The sequence below is a fragment of the Novosphingobium sediminis genome (genome assembly GCF_007991615.1).
GTDB classification, from domain to species: Bacteria; Pseudomonadota; Alphaproteobacteria; order Sphingomonadales; family Sphingomonadaceae; genus Novosphingobium; species Novosphingobium sediminis.
On sequence record NZ_BJYR01000006.1, the window covers coordinates 13,597 to 35,283 of the forward strand.

Annotated in this window: 21 protein-coding genes; 15 read left to right on the forward strand and 6 right to left on the reverse strand. The window is 64.3% G+C overall.

Annotation, left to right across the window (positions count from 1 at the left end; translation table 11 throughout):
- Positions 1-12: 12 nt before the first annotated feature.
- Positions 13-795, reverse strand: a complete 783-nt coding sequence (modA, locus tag NSE01_RS04245; RefSeq protein WP_147158396.1) for a molybdate ABC transporter substrate-binding protein — start codon at positions 793-795, stop codon at positions 13-15.
- Between the two features lie 142 nt (positions 796-937).
- Between modA and NSE01_RS04250 the strand changes: the two genes are divergently transcribed.
- The 12 genes from NSE01_RS04250 (at position 938) to NSE01_RS04300 (ending at position 11,973) form a co-directional block, all read left to right on the forward strand.
- Positions 938-1,639, forward strand: coding sequence for a DsbA family protein (locus NSE01_RS04250; RefSeq protein WP_147158397.1), 702 nt, complete (start codon positions 938-940; stop codon positions 1,637-1,639).
- Between the two features lie 550 nt (positions 1,640-2,189).
- On the forward strand, positions 2,190-3,857 hold the full coding sequence (locus tag NSE01_RS04255; protein ID WP_246135023.1) for a GspE/PulE family protein: 1,668 nt from the start codon (positions 2,190-2,192) through the stop codon (positions 3,855-3,857).
- Positions 3,858-3,861: 4 nt separating this feature from the next.
- Complete coding sequence (locus tag NSE01_RS04260; protein ID WP_147158399.1) at positions 3,862-5,076, forward strand: type II secretion system F family protein; 1,215 nt, start codon at positions 3,862-3,864, stop codon at positions 5,074-5,076.
- Entirely contained in the window at positions 5,073-5,501 is a 429-nt protein-coding gene (gene gspG / locus NSE01_RS04265; protein ID WP_147158400.1) for a type II secretion system major pseudopilin GspG, read from the forward strand. Before NSE01_RS04260 ends, gspG begins: the two co-directional genes overlap by 4 nt.
- Positions 5,502-5,504: 3 nt before the next feature.
- Positions 5,505-5,948: a pilus assembly FimT family protein gene (locus NSE01_RS04270; RefSeq protein WP_147158401.1), complete on the forward strand. Its 444-nt coding sequence runs from the start codon at positions 5,505-5,507 to the stop codon at positions 5,946-5,948.
- 3 nt (positions 5,949-5,951) lie between these two features.
- Positions 5,952-6,323, forward strand: a complete 372-nt coding sequence (locus NSE01_RS04275; protein ID WP_147158402.1) for a prepilin-type N-terminal cleavage/methylation domain-containing protein — start codon at positions 5,952-5,954, stop codon at positions 6,321-6,323.
- Positions 6,320-7,006 (forward strand): PulJ/GspJ family protein, encoded by a 687-nt coding sequence (locus tag NSE01_RS04280; protein WP_170233758.1) that lies wholly within the window; start codon positions 6,320-6,322, stop codon positions 7,004-7,006. The genes NSE01_RS04275 and NSE01_RS04280 overlap by 4 nt, the downstream gene beginning before the upstream one ends.
- Entirely contained in the window at positions 7,003-8,013 is a 1,011-nt protein-coding gene (locus tag NSE01_RS21150) for a PilN domain-containing protein (RefSeq protein WP_170233759.1), read from the forward strand. Before NSE01_RS04280 ends, NSE01_RS21150 begins: the two co-directional genes overlap by 4 nt.
- Complete coding sequence (gspM, locus tag NSE01_RS04285) at positions 8,010-8,555, forward strand: type II secretion system protein GspM (protein WP_170233760.1); 546 nt, start codon at positions 8,010-8,012, stop codon at positions 8,553-8,555. Before NSE01_RS21150 ends, gspM begins: the two co-directional genes overlap by 4 nt.
- A complete protein-coding gene (locus NSE01_RS04290; RefSeq protein WP_147158405.1) occupies positions 8,512-9,063 on the forward strand; it encodes a hypothetical protein in 552 nt (183 codons plus the stop codon). The genes gspM and NSE01_RS04290 overlap by 44 nt, the downstream gene beginning before the upstream one ends.
- Entirely contained in the window at positions 9,056-11,122 is a 2,067-nt protein-coding gene (gspD, locus tag NSE01_RS04295; RefSeq protein WP_147158406.1) for a type II secretion system secretin GspD, read from the forward strand. The genes NSE01_RS04290 and gspD overlap by 8 nt, the downstream gene beginning before the upstream one ends.
- Entirely contained in the window at positions 11,119-11,973 is an 855-nt protein-coding gene (locus tag NSE01_RS04300) for a type II secretion system protein GspK (RefSeq protein ID WP_147158407.1), read from the forward strand. The genes gspD and NSE01_RS04300 overlap by 4 nt, the downstream gene beginning before the upstream one ends.
- On the opposite strand, the gene NSE01_RS21485 is transcribed toward NSE01_RS04300, so the two are convergent.
- The 3 genes from NSE01_RS21485 to NSE01_RS04315 form a co-directional block, all read right to left on the reverse strand.
- Positions 11,927-12,691, reverse strand: a complete 765-nt coding sequence (locus NSE01_RS21485; protein ID WP_246135024.1) for a cell wall hydrolase — start codon at positions 12,689-12,691, stop codon at positions 11,927-11,929. The two genes, NSE01_RS04300 and NSE01_RS21485, sit on opposite strands and share 47 nt — an antisense overlap.
- Before the next feature lie 31 nt (positions 12,692-12,722).
- Entirely contained in the window at positions 12,723-13,559 is an 837-nt protein-coding gene (locus NSE01_RS04310) for a MipA/OmpV family protein (RefSeq protein WP_147158408.1), read from the reverse strand.
- A 79-nt stretch (positions 13,560-13,638) separates the two neighbouring features.
- Positions 13,639-14,553 carry a hypothetical protein gene (locus tag NSE01_RS04315; protein WP_147158409.1) on the reverse strand — a complete coding sequence of 305 codons (915 nt, stop codon included), beginning with the start codon at positions 14,551-14,553 and terminating at the stop codon, positions 13,639-13,641.
- A gap of 350 nt (positions 14,554-14,903) precedes the next feature.
- Here NSE01_RS04315 and NSE01_RS04320 point away from each other — a divergent pair, with 350 nt between their 5' ends.
- The 3 genes from NSE01_RS04320 to NSE01_RS04330 are packed head-to-tail and all read left to right on the forward strand — an operon-like array spanning position 14,904 to position 17,337.
- Positions 14,904-15,695: a DNA adenine methylase gene (locus NSE01_RS04320; RefSeq protein ID WP_147158410.1), complete on the forward strand. Its 792-nt coding sequence runs from the start codon at positions 14,904-14,906 to the stop codon at positions 15,693-15,695.
- Between the two features lie 3 nt (positions 15,696-15,698).
- On the forward strand, positions 15,699-16,211 hold the full coding sequence (locus NSE01_RS04325; protein ID WP_147158411.1) for a hypothetical protein: 513 nt from the start codon (positions 15,699-15,701) through the stop codon (positions 16,209-16,211).
- Entirely contained in the window at positions 16,201-17,337 is a 1,137-nt protein-coding gene (locus NSE01_RS04330) for a DGQHR domain-containing protein (protein ID WP_147158412.1), read from the forward strand. The genes NSE01_RS04325 and NSE01_RS04330 overlap by 11 nt, the downstream gene beginning before the upstream one ends.
- Before the next feature lie 165 nt (positions 17,338-17,502).
- Here the strand turns inward: NSE01_RS04330 and uvrA are convergent, their stop codons facing one another.
- Positions 17,503-20,463, reverse strand: a complete 2,961-nt coding sequence (gene uvrA, locus NSE01_RS04335) for an excinuclease ABC subunit UvrA (protein WP_147158413.1) — start codon at positions 20,461-20,463, stop codon at positions 17,503-17,505.
- A 237-nt stretch (positions 20,464-20,700) separates the two neighbouring features.
- Positions 20,701-21,483 (reverse strand): N-acetylmuramidase domain-containing protein, encoded by a 783-nt coding sequence (locus tag NSE01_RS04340; RefSeq protein ID WP_147158414.1) that lies wholly within the window; start codon positions 21,481-21,483, stop codon positions 20,701-20,703.
- Positions 21,484-21,687: the final 204 nt, after the last annotated feature.

Genomic DNA, 21,687 nt, shown 5'->3' on the forward strand with positions numbered 1-21,687 from the left:
CGGTTGGTCTGCTCAGCGCGTGCCAAAGCCATAGCGGCGGAAGATCCCTTTGCCCTCAGCCGAAATCAGATAGCGGCGGAAGGCCTCGGCTTCCGGGTTGGCCGAAGCGGCAAGGCGGGCAAGCGGGTAGACGATCGGCGAATGGGTCGCCGCCGGGATCCAGCCCGCCACGCGCACCGAACTCTCTGCGCTTGCATCGGTGGCATAGACAATGCCGAGCGGCGCCGCACCGCGTGCCACTAGCGCCAGAGCGGCGCGCACGTTTTCCGCCCGCGCCAGGCTGCCTTCGACGCTCGGCCAGACCTTGAGCTTGGTCAGCGCTTCCTTCGCATAGCGTCCGGCAGGAACGGCATCGGGATCGGCAAGCGCAAGCCGACCGCCGCCGAGCGAGGCGGCGAGCGGAAAGCCCGGTCGCACCGCGAGGCTGACGCTGCTTTTGACCGGCGCGACAATGACGAGGCGGTTGGTCAGCAGATCGGCCCGCGTCGAGGAGACGATGAGATTGCGCGCCGCGATATAGTCCATCCACTCCTGATCGGCGGAAAAGAACAGATCGGCCGGGGCCTTCGCCGCAATCTGGCGGGCAAGTGCCGAAGATGCCGCAAAGGACAGGACCGGGCGCGGGTGACCTTTCCTCGCCCAGCCGTCAGCCGCGGCGGTCAGCGCTTCCTGCAGGCTGGAGGCTGCCAGCACGAGCGGACCGCGCGCCTGCGCGTGGACCGGAGCAGCCAGCGCGGTCAGCAGCAGCAGGCAAAAAGCAAGGCCTTGGCGAAGGCGGCGCAGCAGATTGGGCAAGGAGAACTCCAGCAAGCTATATCCCGGGGTATACAACCTCTCACCAAATTGCCTAGAGCGAATTCGGGGCCTATGCTCTGCGGCGATTGGCGATTTTCTGCGCTGTCACACCCGTTTCACCGTTTCAGCCAAAGGCTCGCCGATGCTTCGTTTCCGCCATGTCCTTACCCGCCCGTTGATCGCGATGTCCGCACTCGCAGCGCTCGCTGCATCGTCGGCAGCAGCCCAGGCCGATGCAGGATCGATCTGGCATGAGGCAGGAACGGTGGCGCCTGTCGATGCCACGCGCGAACCGGTCTATGGCCAGCCCGCCAGCGATTTCAGCGTCATCGTCTGGCTCGATCCGGAATGCCCCTACTGCAAGATGCTGGGCCGCACACCCGAGAAGGTCGTTGATGCGAGCGGAGGCCGGGTGAACCTTGCGGTCCGGCTGCTCCCCCTGCCGATGCACGGCCGGGCAGCGTTCGTTGCCGCAGCCACGGCCATCTGCGTCAGCCGGCAGGCCCCCGCGGCGGGTTACTACCGCTTCCTCGATCGATACATGGAACTGACCGGGACCAACGGCGCCGGCTTGCCTGCCACCGCTGGAACCAGCGTGGAAGCGCTGGCGCGCGAGGCGGGTGTGAAGGATATGGCCGCGCTCGATACCTGCGTACATTCGCAGGATACGATCCAGTTGCTCGGGCAGGAATTCAACGCCGCGACCGCCGCTGGCGTGACTGGCACGCCCGCCATCGTGGTGCGCGACAATCGCACGGGCGCGATCGCCATGACCGAGGGCGCGATCCCCGCAAGCGAGATCAACGGCGTGATCCGCACACTCGGTGCAAAGGGCGCGGATTGAAAAACGGCGGCGGAAGCCGGAGCCACCGCCGCCAGGAAGAGGGAGGTAACGCTCACCTGCACAGCAGGGAAGTGATGGCCCAACCCTAGTTCAGTATGGTAAATATTTGATGAAGCGCTGGCGACTGAGCCGCCTTCAGGGGCCTGTCTCGTCCAGAGCGGCCTCACTTGCTTCTTCCGGCCCGCACCTCGCAGCTCCCCGAGTCATGGGCACGGATTGTGGTGCAGGAGGACAGCACATCTTCCACCAACAGAACCGGCGCAGCACCCCAATGGCTGGAGGCGTTTGCTTATGTTGCGGAAAGGTGCGTTTTCGGCCAAGTTTCGATGCGAAGCAGCGCCGATGATGGGGTAACAAGGTGCGCGTGTTGGGAATGGATATGTCACTGGCCGCGCACGGTCTCCGCCTCGCCTCGTGCGGATGGTGCGGCATGCTGCGCAGGGCGCGATGATCGGTGGCCGATTCCGGCAATTCCTTTACGTTTCGCATGGATAGTGCCGGGAATGCGGACATCGACAGAGCCCATCCTCAGCCCATGCCAAGCGCCGCAATGACCGCCGATCCGTCTACGTCGCTCATGGCGATCCTGCGCCGCGAAGCCGCGATGCCCGAGGAAGCGCTGGCGCGCGCGCGGCTCGTTGAGGCCGAAACCGGCGAGACGCTCGACAAGATCGTCACCCGGCTCGGCCTGATCTCCGAGGACGCGCTGGCTGGCGCCCTCGCCCGCACACTCGAACTGCCATTGGTCGAAGCTGCCGATTTCCCGGCGGAAACTGCAACCGTTCCCGAGGTTTCAGCCCCGTTCCTGCGCGACCGCAGAGCCTTGCCGCTCCGCATTGATGGCGCGGTTGTGGTGGTCGCGATGGCCAACCCGCTCGACCGGGAGGCGGTGGAAGGCATTGCCTTTGCCACCGGGCGGCGGGTGGAACGCTGCGTGGCGCGCGGCGGCGATATCGATGCGGCGATTGACCGGCTCTATCGGACAGATGCCGCGATCGAAGTGGAGGACGAAGTCGACGAGGGCGATCTCGAGCGACTGAAGGACCTTGTGAGCGATGCGCCGGTTATCCGCGCCGTCAACCGCCTGATCGCCGATGCGGTTGATGCCCGCGCCTCCGACATCCATCTCGAACCGACTGAAGACCGGCTCGCCGTGCGCTTTCGCATCGATGGCCTGCTGCGCGACATGCTGTCGAAGCCGCCCGCGATGCGCGCGCCGGTGGTCAGCCGCATCAAGGTCATGGCAGGCCTTAACATCGCCGAGCGCCGCTTGCCGCAGGATGGGCGCCTGCGCCTGACGGTCCGCGGGCACGAGATCGACCTGCGCGTCGCGACAGCGCCCTCGATCCACGGGGAAAGCGTCGTCATGCGCATCCTCGACCGGGCAAACCTTGCTCTCGATCCCAAGTCTCTCGGTTTCGATGCTGATCTCGAAGCACAATTCCTCGGCGCGTTGGCCCAGCCGCACGGCATCATCCTCGTCACGGGGCCAACCGGCTCGGGCAAGACGACCACGCTCTACGCCGCACTCGCCCATCTCAACGCGCCCGAGCGCAAACTGATGACGATCGAGGACCCGATCGAATACCGGCTCTCCGGCGTCGTGCAGAGCCAGGTCAATCCCGCCATTGGCTACAGCTTTTCCTCCGCGCTGCGCTCGTTCCTGCGGCAGGATCCGGATGTGATGATGGTCGGCGAAATCCGCGATGCCGAGACCGCGCAGATCGCGGTGCAGGCCGCGCTCACCGGCCACATGATCCTCTCGACACTCCACACCAACACTGCGGCGGGCGCGGTCACCCGCCTGCTCGACATGGGGGTGGAGCCGTTTCTGCTCTCATCGGTGCTGACGGGCGTCCTTGCGCAGCGACTTGTGCGGCGGCTTTGCCCCCATTGCCGCGAGCCTTATGCGGCGGATCCGGCGCTGATCGAACGGCTCGGCATCTCTGCTGCGCCGGATGAGACCCCGGTGTTCTATCGTCCGATTGGCTGCCCGAGTTGCAAGGGTTCAGGCTATTCCGGCCGCATGGCGGTGTTCGAATTCATCAGGATCGACCGCGACATGGCCGGGCTGATCCTGCACCGGGCCGATACGCGTGCGATCGCCGCTGCAGCCGCCGCTGCGGGCTATAGCACCTTGCGCGCAGACGGCATCGCGAAGGCCCGGGCTGGCCTCACCGCGCTCGAAGAAGTGCTGCGCGTCGCGAGCGAGGACTGAGCGGGTGGCGACCTTCCAGTACCGGGCGCTTGCCGCCAGCGGCGCTGCCGTTTCCGGCCAGATCGAAGCTGCAAGCCGCGATGATGCGATAGCGGCCATGCGCAAATCGGGCATGCGCCCGATCGAGATTGCCCAGCCGAAACCGGGCGCAACCGCCTCCCGGCAGCGGCGCGGGAAGACACCGTCCCGCCTCGTTACCAATGTCTTTGCCGAACTCGGCGTGCTGCTGCAGGCGGGTCTGCCATTGGACCGCGCGCTTGGTATCGCGGTCGAAAACATCACCCATCCGGGCCTCCGCCTCCGTCTTGCCGAAGTTCTGGTGGCGGTGCGCGAAGGCAAGCCGCTCTCCGCCGCGCTCGCTGCGCATCCCGATCTCTTCCCCAGCCTGGCGCCCGCGATGACCGAAGCGGGCGAGGCCAACGGCAAGCTCGGTGAGGCGCTGACGCGGCTTGCGCAGATGCTGGAGCAAGCGAATGAGCAGCGCCGCCAGATCGCCTCGGCGATGACTTATCCCGCGGTGCTGGCGGTGATCGCGCTCGGCGTGATCCTCCTCATGCTGCTGTTCGTGGTGCCGCAGTTCGAGGGGCTGTTCGCCTCCGCCCCGCCGGGCAAGCTCCCCGCCGCCTCGCTTCTCGTCATGGGCGCGAGCCAGTTCGTCCGCGCGCAAGGACTTTTGCTCCTCGCCGCACTCGGATCCGCAGGACTCGCCGCGCGGGCAGCCCTGGCGCGGCCAAGTAACCGGGCATGGGTTGACCGCGCAGTACTCGATGTGCCGAAGATCGGCGGACTCGTCCGCAACATCGAGACGGTGCGCTTCGCGCGCAGCCTTGGCGCACTCATCGAAGGCGGCGTGCCGCTGCCGAGCGCGCTGGCTCTGGCTCGCCGCACAGTTGGCAATCGTCACATGAACGCAGGGCTTGGCGAAGTGACTGATATCGTGCGGCAGGGCGGCGGCCTCGCCGCACCGCTGGCGGAGCGGCGCGTGCTTCCCGCCATGGCGCTCAGCTTCATCCGCACCGGTGAGGAGACCTCGCAGCTCGGCCCCATGCTCGAACGGCTCGGCACAGTGCTCGACCGCGAGGTGAAAGTGCAGCTGGAGCGCGTGATAGCGGTAGCGACGCCCGTCGTCGTGGTCTCGCTCGGCGTGCTCGTCGCCGCCATGGTGGCCTCGATCCTCTCGGCGATCCTCGGTTTCAACGATCTGGCGGTGGCCCAATGAACAACCCGAAGCACGTCCCTACCCGCAACGGCTTCACGCTGCTCGAACTGCTGGTGGTGCTCGCCATCCTCGGCCTGCTCTATGCGATCGTCGGGCCGCAGGTGATCAAGTACCTGTCGAGCTCCCGAAGCGAGACTGCGGCGGTGCAGGTCAAGAACGTCGATGCTGCGCTCAAGCTGCTGCGGCTCGATGCAGGGCGCTATCCGTCGGCGCAGGAGGGGCTGCAGGCGCTCGTCACCCAGCCGCCGGCCATGACCGACTGGCGCGGGCCTTACCTCCCCAATACGGCGGCGCTGACCGATCCATGGGGCAATCCCTATCGCTATGCCGTGCCCGGCAAGCACGGCGAGGTCGACGTCTTCACGCTGGGTTCGGACAATGCCGAAGGCGGCAGCGGCGAGGCCAAGGACCTCGGCAACTGGTAAGCCATGCCGCGCGCCGCCCCCCTTCCCCGCACACCTGACAGCGCGAGCGGCTTCACCCTGCTCGAGATGCTGGTGGTGCTGGCGATCACCGGTTTGATCGCAGGGCTGCTGTATCCGCAGCTCGAGACGGCGCGGTTTGCCGTGCGGGAACGACTGGCGCGCGAGCAGGTTTCGGGTGCGGTCGAAGCGGCTCGCTCGGCGGCACGGCGCAGCGGCGCGCCAGTCTCGCTCAGCGCGGACACCGGCGCGCTTGTGATCGCAGGGACGCGACGGATCGCCATCACATCTACTGGCTCGCAGCCGCTCGCCCTGCAGCCGCAAGCCATCCTGTTCTATCCCGATGGCAGCACCACGGGCGGACAGGTTGTGTTCGGCACCGGGCGGGATCGGACCGCCTTCGCCATTGCTCGCGCGGGCGGTCAGTTGCTCACCGGAAACGGGGGCTGAGCGATGCAACCGGATCCCCGCGAGCGCGGTTTCCTGATGGTCGAAGCTCTGGTCGCGCTGGCCATTGCTGCCCTGATGGCGGCGCTGGTGTTCGATACGGTCTGGCAAATGGGCCGCACCGCCACCGTTGCCGCCGAGCAGCGACAGGCGCTGCTGCTTGCGCGCTCGGTGCTTGCGGCGGCCAGCGTGCCGGGGTCTGGCTCGCCCATTTCCCCCCACGGCAGCGATGGACACCTCTCATGGTCGATCGCCAGCGAGCCCTATGCGGACGGAGCGACAGACGGCCTCGCGCTCCAGACAGTGCATGTCCAAGTGCGCGACGCCGTCACTGGCCGCACGCTCGCCCGGCTGACTTCGTTGAAGGCACAGCAATGAGCGCGGCCGCCCTTCCCCGCACGGCTCGGCGCGAGGCCGGGTTCACGCTCGCCGAAATGCTGGTGGCGCTGGCGCTGTTCGCCATGATCTCCGCGCTGATCGCCGGCGTGGTCAACCTGATCGCCCGGCTCGATGGCTCCTCGCGGCGGCAGGCCGAAAGGGTCGAGCAGGTGGTCTCCGCGCAGACGCTGCTTCGCGCACGGCTCGAACAGATGCGCACGCTGGTCGATCCGCGCGGGCTTGGCGATACGATCGCGATGACCGGTCAGCGCGATGAAGTGACATTCACCGCGCCCGGCCTTGCCGCAGACGGCGCACATCAATTGCAGGCACTGCGCCTGCGCCGCACCGCGCGCGGCGAATTGATGCTCTATACCGCACCGCTGCTGGCGGGCTTCGATCTCCACGCGTCAACCGTTCAGGGCTGGAACGCTGCGCCGCTCCTTGATGGTGTGCAACTGCTCGAGATCGCTTACTACGGCACCGACCGCGTGACCGGGCGCGACGTGTGGCAGGATCGCTGGCAGAACCGCGCCCAGCCGCCGAAACTGGTGCGGGTCCGGCTCGGGTTTGCTCAGGGCGATGCGCGCGTGTGGCCGGTGCTAATGGTGCGCCCGATGAGCGGCGTGCAACTTGCTTGCGAGGATGGCCGCGAGAGCCTCGATTGCGGGGAGGCCCAATGAACCTCTCCGAACTGCTCAATGCGGACATGACAACGCTCGCGCGGATGGCGCGCAGCGGGTTCGACTGGTGGGTGCGCGAACTGGAAGGACTGCTGCCGGCAGGCTTGGTCCGAGGGCGGAACCTGACCGCATGGCACCGTTATGAACACGGCGCCGTCACCCCGGCCAGCCGCGCGGGCGTCGATACGCTGGTGATCCCGCACGAGCTGTGCCTTGTGCGAACGCTCAGCCTGCCCCGCCTGCCGCTACCCGATCTTGCCGCGCTGATCGCGCTCGATGCCGATCGGATCATGCCCGTGCCCGCGGATAGCATCGTGATCGGCATCCGCACGCTGGGGCCCGCCGACGAGGCTGGAGCGGCGGTCGATATGGTGCGCGTGCAGGTCGGCGCGCTGCCGATCGTTCGCGCACGCGAAATTGCCGAGGCGGCGTTTGCGGCAGGCGTCTCCCCCGCTCGCATCGGACCGCTCGATGCTGGCGGCGAACAGCTCGATTTCGATCTGGCCCCGGCGATGCGCGCAGCGGGGCTGCTGCCGCCGCGCCCTGCCGCCGCGCGGTTCTGGTGGACGGTGGTGGCGGTGCTGCTGCTCGTCAACATCGGCACGGCCGTGCTGCGCGATCAGCAGCAGGTCAGCCGCCTGCAAGCGCTTGTCGATGCGCAGGCCCCGGCCCTGAACGCGGTCCGGAGGATCGAGGACAGGGTGATCGGCAACGCGCATCTGGTGAAGGCGCTCAATGCCAAGCGCACCGAGCACCCGCCGCTGCGGCTGATGGCGGCCGTGGGCAGCGTGCTGCCAGACAGGGCATGGATCCAGCGCTTCGAGTGGGATGGCAAGACGCTGCACCTCTCAGGTTATGCAGCGCCGGGCGTGAACGTCGTCTCCGCGCTCAAGGCGTCGGGCCTCTTCGCCAGCGTGCGTGCCAACCGCGCGGAAGCCCTGGCCGAGACCGAAACGGGGCGGCCCTTCGATCTGGTGCTAATCCCGCGCGGGAGGGACGGCGAATGAGGCCGCTATCGCCCCGCGAACGCAAGCTTGTGGCGCTGCTGATCCTTGTGCTGGCGGTCTCGCTGGTGCTGATCGTGGTGATCGGCCCCGTGGTTTCCGGCTTTGGCGAGCGGGCCGCGCGGCGTGATGCTCTCGTGCAGACCTTCCATGCCAACGAGCAGCGCATCGGCTCCCTGAATGCGCTGCAAGCCGAAGCGGAGCGGCAAGCGGGCGAATTGCGCAGCTTGTTCATGGCCGCCCCCGATGGCGACGAAGCGGGCGAGACCCTGCGCGAAAGGCTGGAGAGCGCGGCGCAGGATGCCGGCGGCGATATCAAGGCCTCGGAGGCCGTGCCTGCCGAACCGGGCTGGGCACGCGCGGCCATCGATGCCCGGATGAGCCACGCGCAACTCGCCAATCTGCTTGCCGGCCTCAACGCCCTGAAGCCTGCACTCGCGGTCGATCGCCTGACCGTGATCGCCGATGATGCCCTGACCAATTCCCGATCGGATCTGCTCGATGTCAGACTTGAAGCAACAGCTCCTTTCGTACCGGCCCGATAGGGCGAACGGTGCGCTGCTGCCTGCGGGCCTCGCGCTGGTGCTGCTGGCGGGAGCAGCGCTGCAGCTTGGCCTGCCGCAAGGCGCTGCGGTGCCGCCGGCGCTCGGCGTCTGGCGCGCGCCGGACCGGCGGCTGCCGATGATTGCCGAAGTCGGCGCACCAGACCTTGCCGCGCGTCCCTCGCTATTCTCCCCGCTGCGCCTTGGCCGGACAGTACCGGACGAAATCGGAGGACTGGCGCCAAGGCCGGTCGGGCCGCTGGACGGCACCTTCGTGCTCGGCAGCGTTCAGGTCGGCCGGGCAAAGGCGCTGCTGCTCCGCGACGAGGGCGGCCGCGTGCTGCGCATGGCGCCGGGCGGCAGTTACCGGGGCTGGCACTTGTTGCGGATCGAGGCCGATGGCGCCCGGTTCCGCAAGGGTGTCATGTCCGTGCACATCGGGTTTGGCGCCAGCGCACCAGCGGGCGGATTGAACGCAGCTTCCAGCGAGAGCGAGAGCAACAGTGAGTAAGTACAACACGATCCTGCTGACCGGCCTCTCGGCGCTCGCGCTCACCGCAACCACGGCCTGCGCGCCAAGGGCAGCGGTGCAGCCGGTCGAACGCGGACTACCTGTAACGCCGCCTTCGCCCGCAGCCCGCCCAGAAGGCGTGGCCACCGCGCTTGTCGGCGGCACGGAGCCGGCCCCCACCCTGCCCAGCGGCGAGAGCACGCGCACCGCGCCAAGAGGCAACATCGAGTTCACCATCCCCAGCGCCGATGTGCGCACGCTCGCCCAGATCGTGCTGCGCGATACGCTGCGCATTCCCTACACCGTGAGCGAGGACGGCGACTTCGATGTCAGCCTGACAACGGCCGGCCCGGTCAGCCGGCAGCAGTTGCTCGATCTGTTCGAGGCCTCGCTGAAGAAGGCGGGTCTCGCGATGGTGTGGGAAGGCACCGGCTACCGCATCATGACGGTGGACGCCGCAAAGGCGCGTGGCACCGAGTTCCTTGCCGATCGCGGGTTCGGCAGCGAGACTGTGCGCCTGCAATTCGCCAATGCCGATGAACTGCGGCGCTTGCTCGATACCGTGGTGCCGGGCGCGGTGCAGTCGCTCGATACCACGCAGAACGCGCTGGTGATCGCGGGGACCGAGGCCCAGCGCAAGTCCGTGCACAGTGTGATCGACCAGTTCGACGTCAACTGGCTGCGCTCGATGTCGTTTGCGCTCTATGTGCCGCAGCACCTCGACAGCCGCCTGATCGTGCCCGAGCTCGACAAGCTCATCAACGCGCCAGACGCGCCGACGCGCGGGCTCGTGCGGCTGATCGGGATGGACAAGATCAACGGCGTGATCGCCATCAGCGCGCAGAAGGAGTACCTTGAAGACGTGCGCCGCTGGGTCGAAGTGCTCGACCGCGAGGGGACCAGCAACGAGGCGCGGCTCTACGTTTACCGCGTGCAGAACAGCCGCGCGCGCGATCTGGTCAAGACGATCAACACCACGTTCGGCATCGGCGGCGCGAGCAGCCTCGCCGAGAACCCCGATCCGTTCGCCACCGATCAGCGCAGCAACGGGCCGGACAACGGTCCGGGTCAGACCGGACCCAGCCGCCAGCCGCCGCCTCCCCCGCCGCAGCAGTCCACCAGCGCGCCGGACAGCGGCGGCACCGGGCTCAAGGTCCGCATCTCGGCGGACGAGATCAACAACGCCGTCGTCGTCTACGGATCGGCGCATGACTACGCGATCCTCGAGGACGCGCTGCGCAAGCTCGATGTGCCGCCGGTGCAGGTGATGATCGAGGCCGCGATCACCGAGGTCGGGCTCAACGACGGACTGCGCTACGGGGTGCAGTGGAACTTCCAGACCGGGCAATCGAACTTCGCGCTAAGCGAAGGCACCACGTCGACACCGACGCGCACGTTCCCCGGCTTCTCCTATTTCTATTCCAACAACAACGACATCAGCGCGACGCTCAACGCGCTGGAGCAGCGCACCACGGTGAAGGTCGTTTCGGCGCCCAAGCTGATGGTGCTCAACAACCAGACAGCGGCTCTGCAGGTGGGCGATCAGGTCCCGGTGCTGGCGCAGCAGGTCACCCCGCTCGGGGGCGGCAGCAGCACGGGCAACCTGCTCTCCGCCAACACGGTCGAGTACCGCGATACCGGCGTGATCCTCAAGATCACCCCGCGCGTAAACGCCAGCGGGGCGGTGCTGCTCGATGTCTCCCAGGAAGTGAGCGACGTACAGCCGACCAAGAGCGGCGTCGCCAACTCGCCGACAATCACGACCCGCCGCGTCGCCACCACTGTCTCGGTGCAGGACGGGCAGGTCATCGCGCTCGGCGGACTGTTCCGCGACAGCAAGAGCTTCGGGAAGAACGGGTTGCCGATCCTCAGCCGCGTTCCCGTGCTGGGCGGGTTGCTGTTCGGGAACAACGACAACTCGCAGAAGCGGACCGAGCTGATCATCCTGATCAAGCCGCACGTGCTGCGCACTCCCGATGACCTCACCGCAATCACCGAGGAACTGCGCGCCAAGATCCAGTCGGTCGAACCGTTCAAGACCAAGGGCAAGATCCCGTGACCAAGCGCCTGCCCCGCCACGAACGCGGCTATGCCATGCTCGCAGTGGTGGCGGGGATCGGCGTGATGGCGGCAGTCGCGGCGGGCGCGGCAGCGGCGACGGCGGCGCGGCTCGATACGCTTGAGGCGGAAGCCAGCGCAGCGCGGCTCTCCGCAGCAGCGGATGCAGGCGTGGCCATCGCGCTGGCGAACCTCACCCGCCCCGGGCTGGGCGCGCGGTGGTCGATCGACGGACGGACGTACAACGAGACTTTCAACGCGGTGCCAGTCGCCATCCGAATCGAGGATGAGGCAGGCAAGATCATGGTCAACCGCATCGACGGCGAGAACATCGGCTGGCTGATGACCGCGCTGGGCCTGTCGCAGCGGCAGGTGAACGTGCTGCGCGACAGCTTCGACGACTGGATCGATCAGGACGACGAGCCTCGCCGCGAGGGTGCGGAGACGGGGGCCTACCGCGCGCAGGGCTACGCCGCGCGCAATGGGCCGCCGGTGAGCGTGGAGGAACTGGGTGACATCCGCGGTTTCACCCCGGCGCTGGTCGAGCGGATGAGCCGGATCGCGACGGTGGAGGTGAACGGCACAGCGTTCGACAAGCGCTATGCCGATCCGCTGGCGATCCAGGTGATGAACGACGGCGACGGCAATTCGCCCGATGTGATCGAGCGGCGGCGTGAAATTGCCGGGCAGCGGCCTGCCTTCCCGATCACCGATCCGGCAGACTGGAGCGGGCGCGTGGTGACGATCATCGCCATGGCGCGCGGCCCCGGCGGCGCACAGGCGCAGCGGCGCGTGGTGGTGCAGCTTACGGGCAAGCCCCGCCAGCCCTACGTTGTGCGCTGGGGCAACTGAGCGCCACTGGCAGGCCCCACGGCGCGAACGGACGTGGCGGCGGCGCAGCCTCGGACTGAAGCACCGCCGCGCTCGGCCCCTCCCCGACGCCGCGGTAGCGCGCCCAGACCCGCGCGATCAGATCGTGGTCCGGAGCCTCCCACAGCACAGGCTGTCCTGCCGTGGCGGCGCCCTCCGCGCGGCCACCGGGCTGCGGACGGTAGAACAAGTGCGCACCGATGCGGCCAACCGGATCGAGCGTGGCGGCCCACGCTGGCTGGACATAGGCCGCGTGGTAGTTGAGCGCCCCGGCAACGCGGCGAGGTGCATCGCCGCCGAGTGCTGCCTGCGCCACGGCTTGCGCAGCGCGGATGGTGCGATCATCGAGCCGCCGCAGCAGCGCGCCATCGCAGACGAAGGTGAACTGGCAGCCCGCGCCGCGCCGCCAGCCCTGCCAGACGACGCCGCAGACGGACTTGGGAAACGCCGGGTGGGCCAGTCGGTTCAGCACGACTTCGGCCACCGCCTCCTGCCCAGCCAGCGGCTGGTTGCCCGCCTCGTAGGCCACGGCCAGCGTCAGGCAACGCATGGCATCCTCGTGTGCCGGATCGGGCGCGGCGGCGGCGGGCGGCGGCGAAACCGGCGGGGGCAGGATCAGCGCCGGCTCGGCCCGTGCCGCGAGCGGCAGCAGCGCGCCCAGCACGGCGCTGCGCAGAAGCGGGAGGGGAGGACGGATCACGCCTCACCCTACCGCGCCCGCAGGCCGCGCGCTACTTCCAGGTGAAGCGGTAGCCGTAGGACAGGCCGGCGGTGAATTGATCGCGGCGGCCGCGTTCGCGGATCAGCGTGCTGTTCGCCGCCACATTGCCGAGCCGGTCATACCCCGCGAGCAACGTGATCGCGCCGTGCTGCCCGCGCCTGCCGAGCGGCCGGGTGAGCGTGCCGCCGACACCCGCTGAAACGAGGCCCGAGCCGGTGCTGTATGCTGGCAGACCGGCGCGGGCGGCCTGTTCGGGGGTCACGCCGAAATAGACCTGCGTGTAATTGCGGCTGGCGAAAGTGGAGCGCAGCGCCAGCGAGTAGCGGAACGCCCCGGCGCGATCGGCAAAGCGGATCGAGGGTTCGGCCACCACGCCTTCATGCCCGCCGGTGCCCTGCCGCACTTCGGTGCGCAGCGCCAGGCGGCGATCGGGGCTGTACTGGACGAACCCGCCGAATTCCGCCGCGACGCCGATGTTGCCGAAGCCGCGCAGGGCCTCGCTGCCGCCCGTGATGAGGAAGGGCGAGCCGCCGGTCTGCTCGCGCCGGCCGAAGCGGATGCGGGCGATGGGGCCGATCTTCCAGCCATCGCGGTTGACCGCGTTCCAGCCGAGGCCTTCCTGCACCGAGAAGAAGGCGACGTCCTTGTAGTTCACCCGGATATCCGGGAACACCGACAGCGCATAATCGCGCGAGCCCTGCCACACCGGCGCGACAATCGGCGCGGCGCCGACGGTGAGCACCCAGGTTGGCGGCGGGGGCGGCGGGCCGGCAATCTGGGCATGGGCGGCAGACGCGCAGAGCGCCGCGGCGGCGAGCGAGAGGGACGCGAATGCGAGGCGGGGCATGTGCCGGGCTCCTGACAGGGTTCCTGCGGTTGCGGCGCGGATAGCAGAGCGGTCACGGCAGTTCTAATGATATACTATATCATAATATTGCTGACATTCCGGCGTTTACGAAAGTTGGGGGCTGCCGGAGCGGGCGGATCGGCAGGGGGCAAGTTGACACGGTTGACACAGTCCTGAGGGATGGGAGCGACTTGGTTTCGATGGGGGGTTCGGGAGTGGGGATCGGCCGGGTCCGGGCCTCTCCCCCGCCTGCTTCGCAAGAGTGGGGAGGATCGAGGACTTCGACGGGTTCGGCATCGTCTTCGAACAGGGCGTCGAGCGCGGCGAGGCGGGATTGGGCGGCTTCGTCCCAAGTGGCGGCGGCGGCGTGTTCGGCTTCGGACTGGCTTTGGGCGACGGCGTGGGACCAGCCATCATAGCGATCGAGGCCGGTCGCTTCGAGTTCGGCGCGGGTTTCTTCGGGGAGGTCTTCGAAGCGCGGGGGGAAGCCATGGAGCACGCGTTCGCGCGCTTCGAGCAGCGCTTCATCGCGGGTGGGGTGCGCGGGGGACCACTGCGGCGGGGCTTCGGCATCGTGAAACGGCGCCTCGAACCGGGGCGCGCCTTCGTGCAGCTCGGCCAGGTATTCATCGAAGCGTGCGGCAATGCCTGCCGCGCCCTCGGCCTGTTCATGGTGGCGATCGAGCCGGGCGAGATGGGCGAGGAGCAGGCGCGCATCGAAGCGGGTGCGGCTGCCGACCGCCTCGCCCCGGTAGAAGATCGTCTCGCTCACCCCGTGGAGCGCGCGCTCTGCCAGCACTTCCTCCGCCGCATCGCGCGCGAGGATCAGCGCGGCATCCCAGCCCGCAGCAAAGCCGGGATCGCGGCGCTTGTGGACATAGGCGGACTGCGCCGAGACGCCGACCGCATGGCACGCGCGGCGGACATTGCCGGTGCCGGCAAGCAGATGAAGAAAGCGCACCCGCCGCTCCGCCGTGAACGGCCGCGCAAGCATGAGCCCCTCCCGCATGCGGGAGGGGTTAGGGTGGGCAGAAGCATATGCCGCGCCTTCCGCAAACCCGCCCGCACATTGATAGCTCTCTGGCCCTCCAGCAGACGGGAGGGGAGCGAAGGGATTCACATCATTGGGCAGGCCGATATCCCGCTCGACCGGAATCCAGCCGCGACCGAAACCGCTGGTGTTGTGCTGAGGCATGGGTGCGACTCCCGTGGGAACAAAAAGGGATCGCACTGTGGCATGGGTGGGGGTTTGTAGGACAGGGGTAGGTCCCCCTAAGAAATCATCTTAGACCGCGGGATTGCGGAATTTCAGTACTCCGCTAGAACAGTCTGAAAGGGGAGATCATGAAACCGTTTCTGAAATGGGCTGGAGGCAAACGTTGGCTTTTCACGGCCGAGTTTATAGATAGTCTCCCCAAGTTTGAACGATTGATCGAACCATTTTTGGGCGGCGGTGCTGCGTTCTTCGCAATTGAACCCAAAAAGGCGGTGCTTAGCGACGTAAATCCCGAACTTATCAATCTCTACAGGTGGATTAGAGATGAACCTGAAAAATTCTGCGCTGAATTGAAATCTTATCAGCACAAGCACTCAAAAGACTTTTACTATCAAATACGTGCAAAAAAATTTACTCCAAATCTAGATGGTGCCGTTCGCACACTTTATTTAAACAGAACATGCTGGAATGGCCTTTATAGACTCAATAAATCTGGAAAATTTAATGTTCCTATTGGCACAAAATTAATCGTTTATTCTGAAAACGACGATTTTATCGAGGCCTCTCGACTCCTATCTCTAGTTGAATTGCGAGTCTCAGACTTCGAAAATACCCTTAAAGAGGCCCAGTCTGGAGATCTTGTTTTTCTTGACCCACCATATACGGTCAAACATAATAATAACGGATTTGTAAAATATAATGAATCGATTTTTTCGTGGGAAGATCAAGAGCGTCTTGCAAAGTGCATTCAGGTAGCAACAAATAACGGAGCTCATGTAATTCTGACGAATGCAGATCATCCTAGTGTAAGGGCACTTTATGATGGCTTCGGAGCAATTACTTCTGTAGCTCGCAACTCTGTGATCAGTGGCAAATCCAGCGGCCGCACAAAAACAACTGAGATACTTTTGAGGGCATAAGAGATGTACTGGATCCGCCGCCTTTTCTCAAACCCACAGGCGCACGCAAGAGCGTTAGCAGAGGTTTTTATAGGCGTAGTTTTTTCAATTTTGCCATTTCTTATCGCAGCCTTCGTTAGATCGGCGCGATCAACGGACGCAATTTCAGTTAATGTTGACGACCTGGTCTCAAAGGGACAGATGTACCTTTTAGCAGCCTCACTATTCGGCACAGTCGTATGGCTTGCGTTTGCGCGCGATGATCGCCCTCGCCACAACGCCCGCATAGTCATCGGCGTGATTGCCCTAATATGCATGTTTCCGATTGCAGGATTTATCGGAGTTGATCCAACTTTTTCTACCGTATTTAATCCATTCTGGGTAAAATTGAGTTTTGGATTTTATTTTCTATTCATAGCATTCCACTATCTTCTTCTTTTTTATTGCGAAATATCTCCGCCAGAGCCAGGCGAAATTTTTAGTCGCGACACGACCACGATGGCCCAAAAGTACGAGGCTCTTAGCCATGACGCTTAGAACAAATCTAGAATTGGATTTTCTAGAAGTAACCCAAGAAGTTGGAACCTTCTATAGCTGCACTGTCCCTGCTCAAGTCCTGCTAGAAATTTGTCAGTTTGATTTTCGACAAATTAAGGAAAACGGCGGCAAAAAAGAGTTCATGGGGATTCAGCGAAAGCTTGACGAAGGTCGAGTATCCAAGATTCGCGATTACATAAGAACCTTCGATGCTTGCTTTCCAACCTCTATCGTTATCTCGGTAGATGAGAGGTGCGCGAGCTTTTCTGTATTCGACGGAAAACAAAAACTCATTCTAAAGCCCTATGAGGACCCAATAGATTCTGAAATAAAAATTCCTTTTCGAGGAATTGCAAGCATAATTGATGGACAACATCGACTCAAAGCATTTGATGAAACTAATATAAATTGGGATCTCTCAGTCAATGTTTTCGTCGGCATTGACGAAGGAACTCAAGCCATGATATTTTCAAAGGTTAATTTAGCTCAAACCCGAGTCAACAGCAGCTTAGTATATGATTTATTTTCACTCGATCGCGGAAGAAGTCCAGAAAAAACCGCTCATGAAATTGTAATAAATTTAAATTCGATAGAATCTAGCCCGTTTTTCGAACGTATTCGGCGCCTGGGTTCTGCGACAGATGGAATTTTTGGAGAAACTCTTTCGCAAGCTACCGTCGTTAAAGGCATATTACCATTAATTACAAAAGATCCTCTAAAGGATAGAGATATTGGTAGACGAATTGGCTTCTGGCCAGATCGAGGTCAAGATGATTTCGAGCGACGTATCTTTTATCCTTTTTTTCGAAAAGATGAAGATCACAGGATCCTTGCAATTATTATTAATTTTTTTGACGCCGTTAAAGAGCGCTGGCCGGAAGCTTGGGACTATACTGGCAAGGGGTCCGTGCTTCCTAAAACTAATGGTTTTAATGGCCTAATCCGATTTCTTCGCGATGCCTATCTGCATCTCACAAGCAGTCCATCTGTGCCAACTAAAGAACAATTCCGCCGCATACTTGACCAGAGTGATTTGAAAGATACCGACTTCTCAACGGACAGATATCCACCTGGCTCAAGCGGTGCTGCTGCATTGTATCGAGACCTCAGGGACAATCTTTTGTAGTAAACTCCCGATTTGTGCATACCGCGAAATTGCAGAAGGTTGGTGAAGTGCAAGGGCTGTGGCCCTTGCCCGCCGGAGGCTCCCTTTTTGGGTGATGGGTCTGTGTTGTGGGGGCTTCCGCCCCCCTCTCCCAACCCTCTCCCCCGAGGGGGAGAGGGCTTATGGTCAGCACTTCAGCAGCGGCTTCAGGTAGTGGCCGGTGAAGCTGCGGAGGTTTTTGGCGACCACTTCGGGAGTCCCCTCGGCTACCAGTTCGCCGCCGCGGACGCCGCCTTCGGGGCCGAGGTCCAGCAACCAGTCGGCGGTTTTGATGACATCGAGGTTGTGTTCGATGACGACGACGCTGTTGCCCTGATCGACGAGGCGGTGGAGGACTTCGAGGAGTTTGCGGACGTCTTCGAAGTGGAGGCCGGTGGTGGGTTCGTCGAGGATGTAGAGTGTTTGACCCGTGGAGCGGCGGGCGAGTTCCTTGGCGAGCTTGACGCGCTGGGCTTCGCCGCCGGAGAGCGTGGTGGCCTGCTGGCCGACCTTGACGTAGCCGAGGCCAACCTCGTTCAGCATGTGCATGCGATCGCGGATGGGGGGGACCGCCTTGAAGAATTCTTCGGCGTCCTCGATCGTCATGTCGAGCACGTCTGCAATGCTGAGGCCCTTGAACTTCACCTCGAGCGTTTCGCGGTTGTAGCGGCGGCCTTCGCATTCCTCGCACGTGACGTAGACGTCTGGCAGGAAGTGCATCTCGATCTTGATGAGGCCATCGCCCTGGCACTTCTCGCAGCGGCCGCCCTTGACGTTGAAGCTGAAGCGGCCGGGCTTGTAGCCGCGGGCGGCGGATTCGGGGAGGCCGGCGAACCAATCGCGGATAAGGGTGAAGGCGCCGGTGTAGGTCGCGGGGTTTGAGCGGGGGGTGCGGCCGATGGGGGACTGGTCGATCTCGATCACCTTGTCGCAGTGTTCGAGGCCGGTGACCTTGTCATGCGCGCCGGCGATGACGCGGGCGCCGTTGAGCGTGCGCGCGGCGACGGCGTGGAGCGTGTCGATGGTGAAGGAGGACTTGCCCGAGCCGGAGACGCCGGTGACGCAGGTGAACGTGCCGAGCGGGATGGAGGCGGTGACATCGCGCAGGTTGTTGGCGCGGGCGCCGTGGACGGTGAGCTTGAGGCCGTTGCCCTTGCGGCGCTTCGTCGGCACTTCGATGCGGCGGGCGCCGGTGAGGTATTGGCCGGTGAGGCTGGCGGGGTTGTTCAGGATATCATCGAGCGTGCCCTGCGCGACGATCTCGCCGCCGTGGACGCCGGCGCCGGGGCCGAGATCGACGACGTGATCGGCGGTGCGGATGGCGTCTTCATCATGCTCGACGACGATGACGGTGTTGCCGAGATCGCGCAGGCGCTTGAGCGTGATGAGGAGGCGATCGTTATCGCGCTGGTGGAGGCCGATGGAGGGTTCATCGAGCACGTAGAGGACGCCCGAGAGGCCGCTGCCGATCTGGCTGGCGAGGCGGATGCGCTGGGATTCACCGCCCGAAAGCGTACCTGAAGTTCGATCGAGGTTTAGATAATCGAGGCCGACATTGTTCAGGAATCCAAGACGTTCGTTGATTTCCTTGAGAATGGCTCTGGCAATCTGGCTCTGCTGCGGGGTGAGCTGGCTATCGAGGGCCGCGAACCATTCGACGGCGGCGGCGACCGAGAGGCGGGTCACGCTGGAGATGTCTGCCAGCGCGACCTTGACGCTCAGCGCCTCGGGCTTGAGGCGGGCGCCGTGGCAGGTTTCGCAGGGCTGCGCCGTCTGGAACTTGCCGAGCTCCTCGCGCATCCACGCGCTTTCGGTTTGCAACATGCGGCGGTTGAGATTGCCGATGACGCCCTCGAACGCCTTCTGGACGGTGTAGGACTTCTTGCCATCGATGAAGGTGAGCGGGACAGCCTTGCCGGCGGTGCCATAGAGGATGACGACCTTGACCTCACCCGGCAGCTTTTCCCACGGCGTTTCGAGGCTGAAGCCGAAATGCGCGGCGAGGCTGGCGAGGACCTGCATGTAATAGGGCGACGGGGGGTTGGACTTGGCCCAGGGGACGACGGCGCCCTGCTTGAGGCTGAGGTTCTCGTTGGGAACGACGAGTTGGGGGTCGAACAGGAGCTTTTCGCCGAGGCCATCGCACGCGGGGCAGGCGCCCTGGGGAGCGTTGAACGAGAACAGGCGCGGTTCGATGGATTCGATGGTGAAGCCGCTGACGGGGCAGGCGAACTTTTCGCTGAAGACGATGCGGTTGGCGGGGAGGCCGGTTTTCTTCATGCCAGACTTGCGCTTGGCCGAGGGGCCTTCGACAGGCTCAGGCTGAGCGGGATCAGGGGCGGCCCCCTCACCTGCGCCGCCCACTGCCTCAACCGTCGTGTCAGCCAGATCGAGGTAGACGGTGCCGTCGGCGAGCTTGAGGGCCTGTTCGAAGCTATCGGCGAGGCGGGTGCGGAAGCCTTCGTCGGACTGCTTGACGGCGATGCGATCGACCACGACTTCGATGTCGTGCTTCAGCTTTTTATCGAGCGCGGGGGCGTCTTCGATGGCCATGAGTTCGCCGTTGATGCGCACGCGGGTGTAGCCGGCGCGCTGCCATTCGGCGAGTTCCTTGCGGTATTCACCCTTGCGGCCGCGCACGACGGGGGCGAGGAGATAGGCGCGGGTGCCTTCGGGGAGCGCAAGGACGCGGTCGACCATCTGGGTGACGGTTTGCGCGGCGATGGGGAGGCCTGTGGCGGGCGAATAGGGAATGCCGACGCGCGCCCAGAGCAGGCGCATGTAATCGTAGATCTCGGTCACCGTGGCGACGGTGGAGCGCGGGTTGCGGCTGGTGGTCTTCTGCTCGATCGAGATCGCGGGGCTGAGCCCGTCGATATGCTCGACATCGGGCTTCTGCATCATCTCGAGGAACTGGCGCGCATAGGCCGAGAGGCTCTCGACATAGCGGCGCTGGCCTTCGGCGTAGATCGTATCGAACGCGAGGCTGGATTTGCCGGAGCCGGAAAGGCCGGTGATGACGATCAGGCTATCACGCGGGAGATCGACGTCGATCCCCTTGAGATTGTGCTCACGCGCGCCGCGGATCGAAATGGTGCTGAGGGACATGGTGCCGGTTTGTTCCAGATTTGTTCGATTCCGGCAAGAGGCGCGCGGAGGATTTCCGCGAGGTGGGCGGTGAGGCGCAAATGCGCAAGGTGGCGGGAGGGGAAGGAATGGCAGTGCGGACCGATTTGCCGCGCCATCAGCCCCCGGGGTTGCCACCTCCCCCCTTTGGCATCGCAAAGGCGGGGAGGTGCAAAGGCGTTGGCGGCGCCCCTCCCCGCACCGGGGAGGGGTTGCGCATCAGTGGAGGATCGCGTTCCAGGTCTGCTGGCCGACGATGCCATCCTGATAGAGGCCGGCAGCTTTCTGGACCTTGATGACGGCAGCCTTGGTGGCGGGGCCGAAATCGCCATCGGCCTTGAGGCCGAGCGCAGCCTGCAGCAGTTTCACGTCTGCGCCCTTATCGCCCATGCGCAGGACAGGATGGGGGCTTTCGGTGCGGGGACCGCCCGCGTTGTGGAGGGCAAAGGCTGCGGCGAGCTTGGTATCGTACTTGTTCTTGGCGTACTCTTCGCCGTTGTAGCCACGGGCAAAGCCAGCCCAGTCCTTGCGGATGAGTTCATCATCGAGACCGCTGGACTTGACGAACTTGACGAAGGCATCGAGCTGCGCGCCCTGACCTGAGATCATTGCGGCGACGAAGCTTTCGACATCGGCAAAGCCAGCCGCCTTGTGGTTGAAGCCCATGATCTGGAATGCGCCCCAGCTGGCCGATTTGAGCGCGGCGGTCCGATCGCAGCCGATGGCTTCGGCAAGCCTGTCGTACTCCGCAGGGCCGCCGATATAGCCGCCGGACGACGAATTCGAGATTTTCGGATGCGAAGCGTCAAACCGGCCGCCCGTCTGGCGGTGGAAGATGTGGCGTTCGAACAGGATCTTGGGCCGGCCATCGGCAAAGAAACCGCCGCGGCTTTCGACATCGTTTACGGCGCGTACCGCAGCGACGGTGCAGCCAATAGACTTGGCCGCGCGTTCGAAATCAGCATCGACGAGCGGCGCAGGATTGCCAGTGAATGCAGGCATCGCTTGATTCTCCCTTCTTGTCCGCGCCGAGGCCTCTGTTTGCGAGACAGCAGCGACTCAGTAATTACGCGTATTTTTACTCGCTTTATGCTTGCAGACGCAGCGCAATTTGCAGGCCGCCGCCATTATCGAGACAGTTGTGCAGACGCGCACATCGTCGACTGGCGGGCGGAATGGCGGGTGGACTGGCAGGCGGGGTTAATC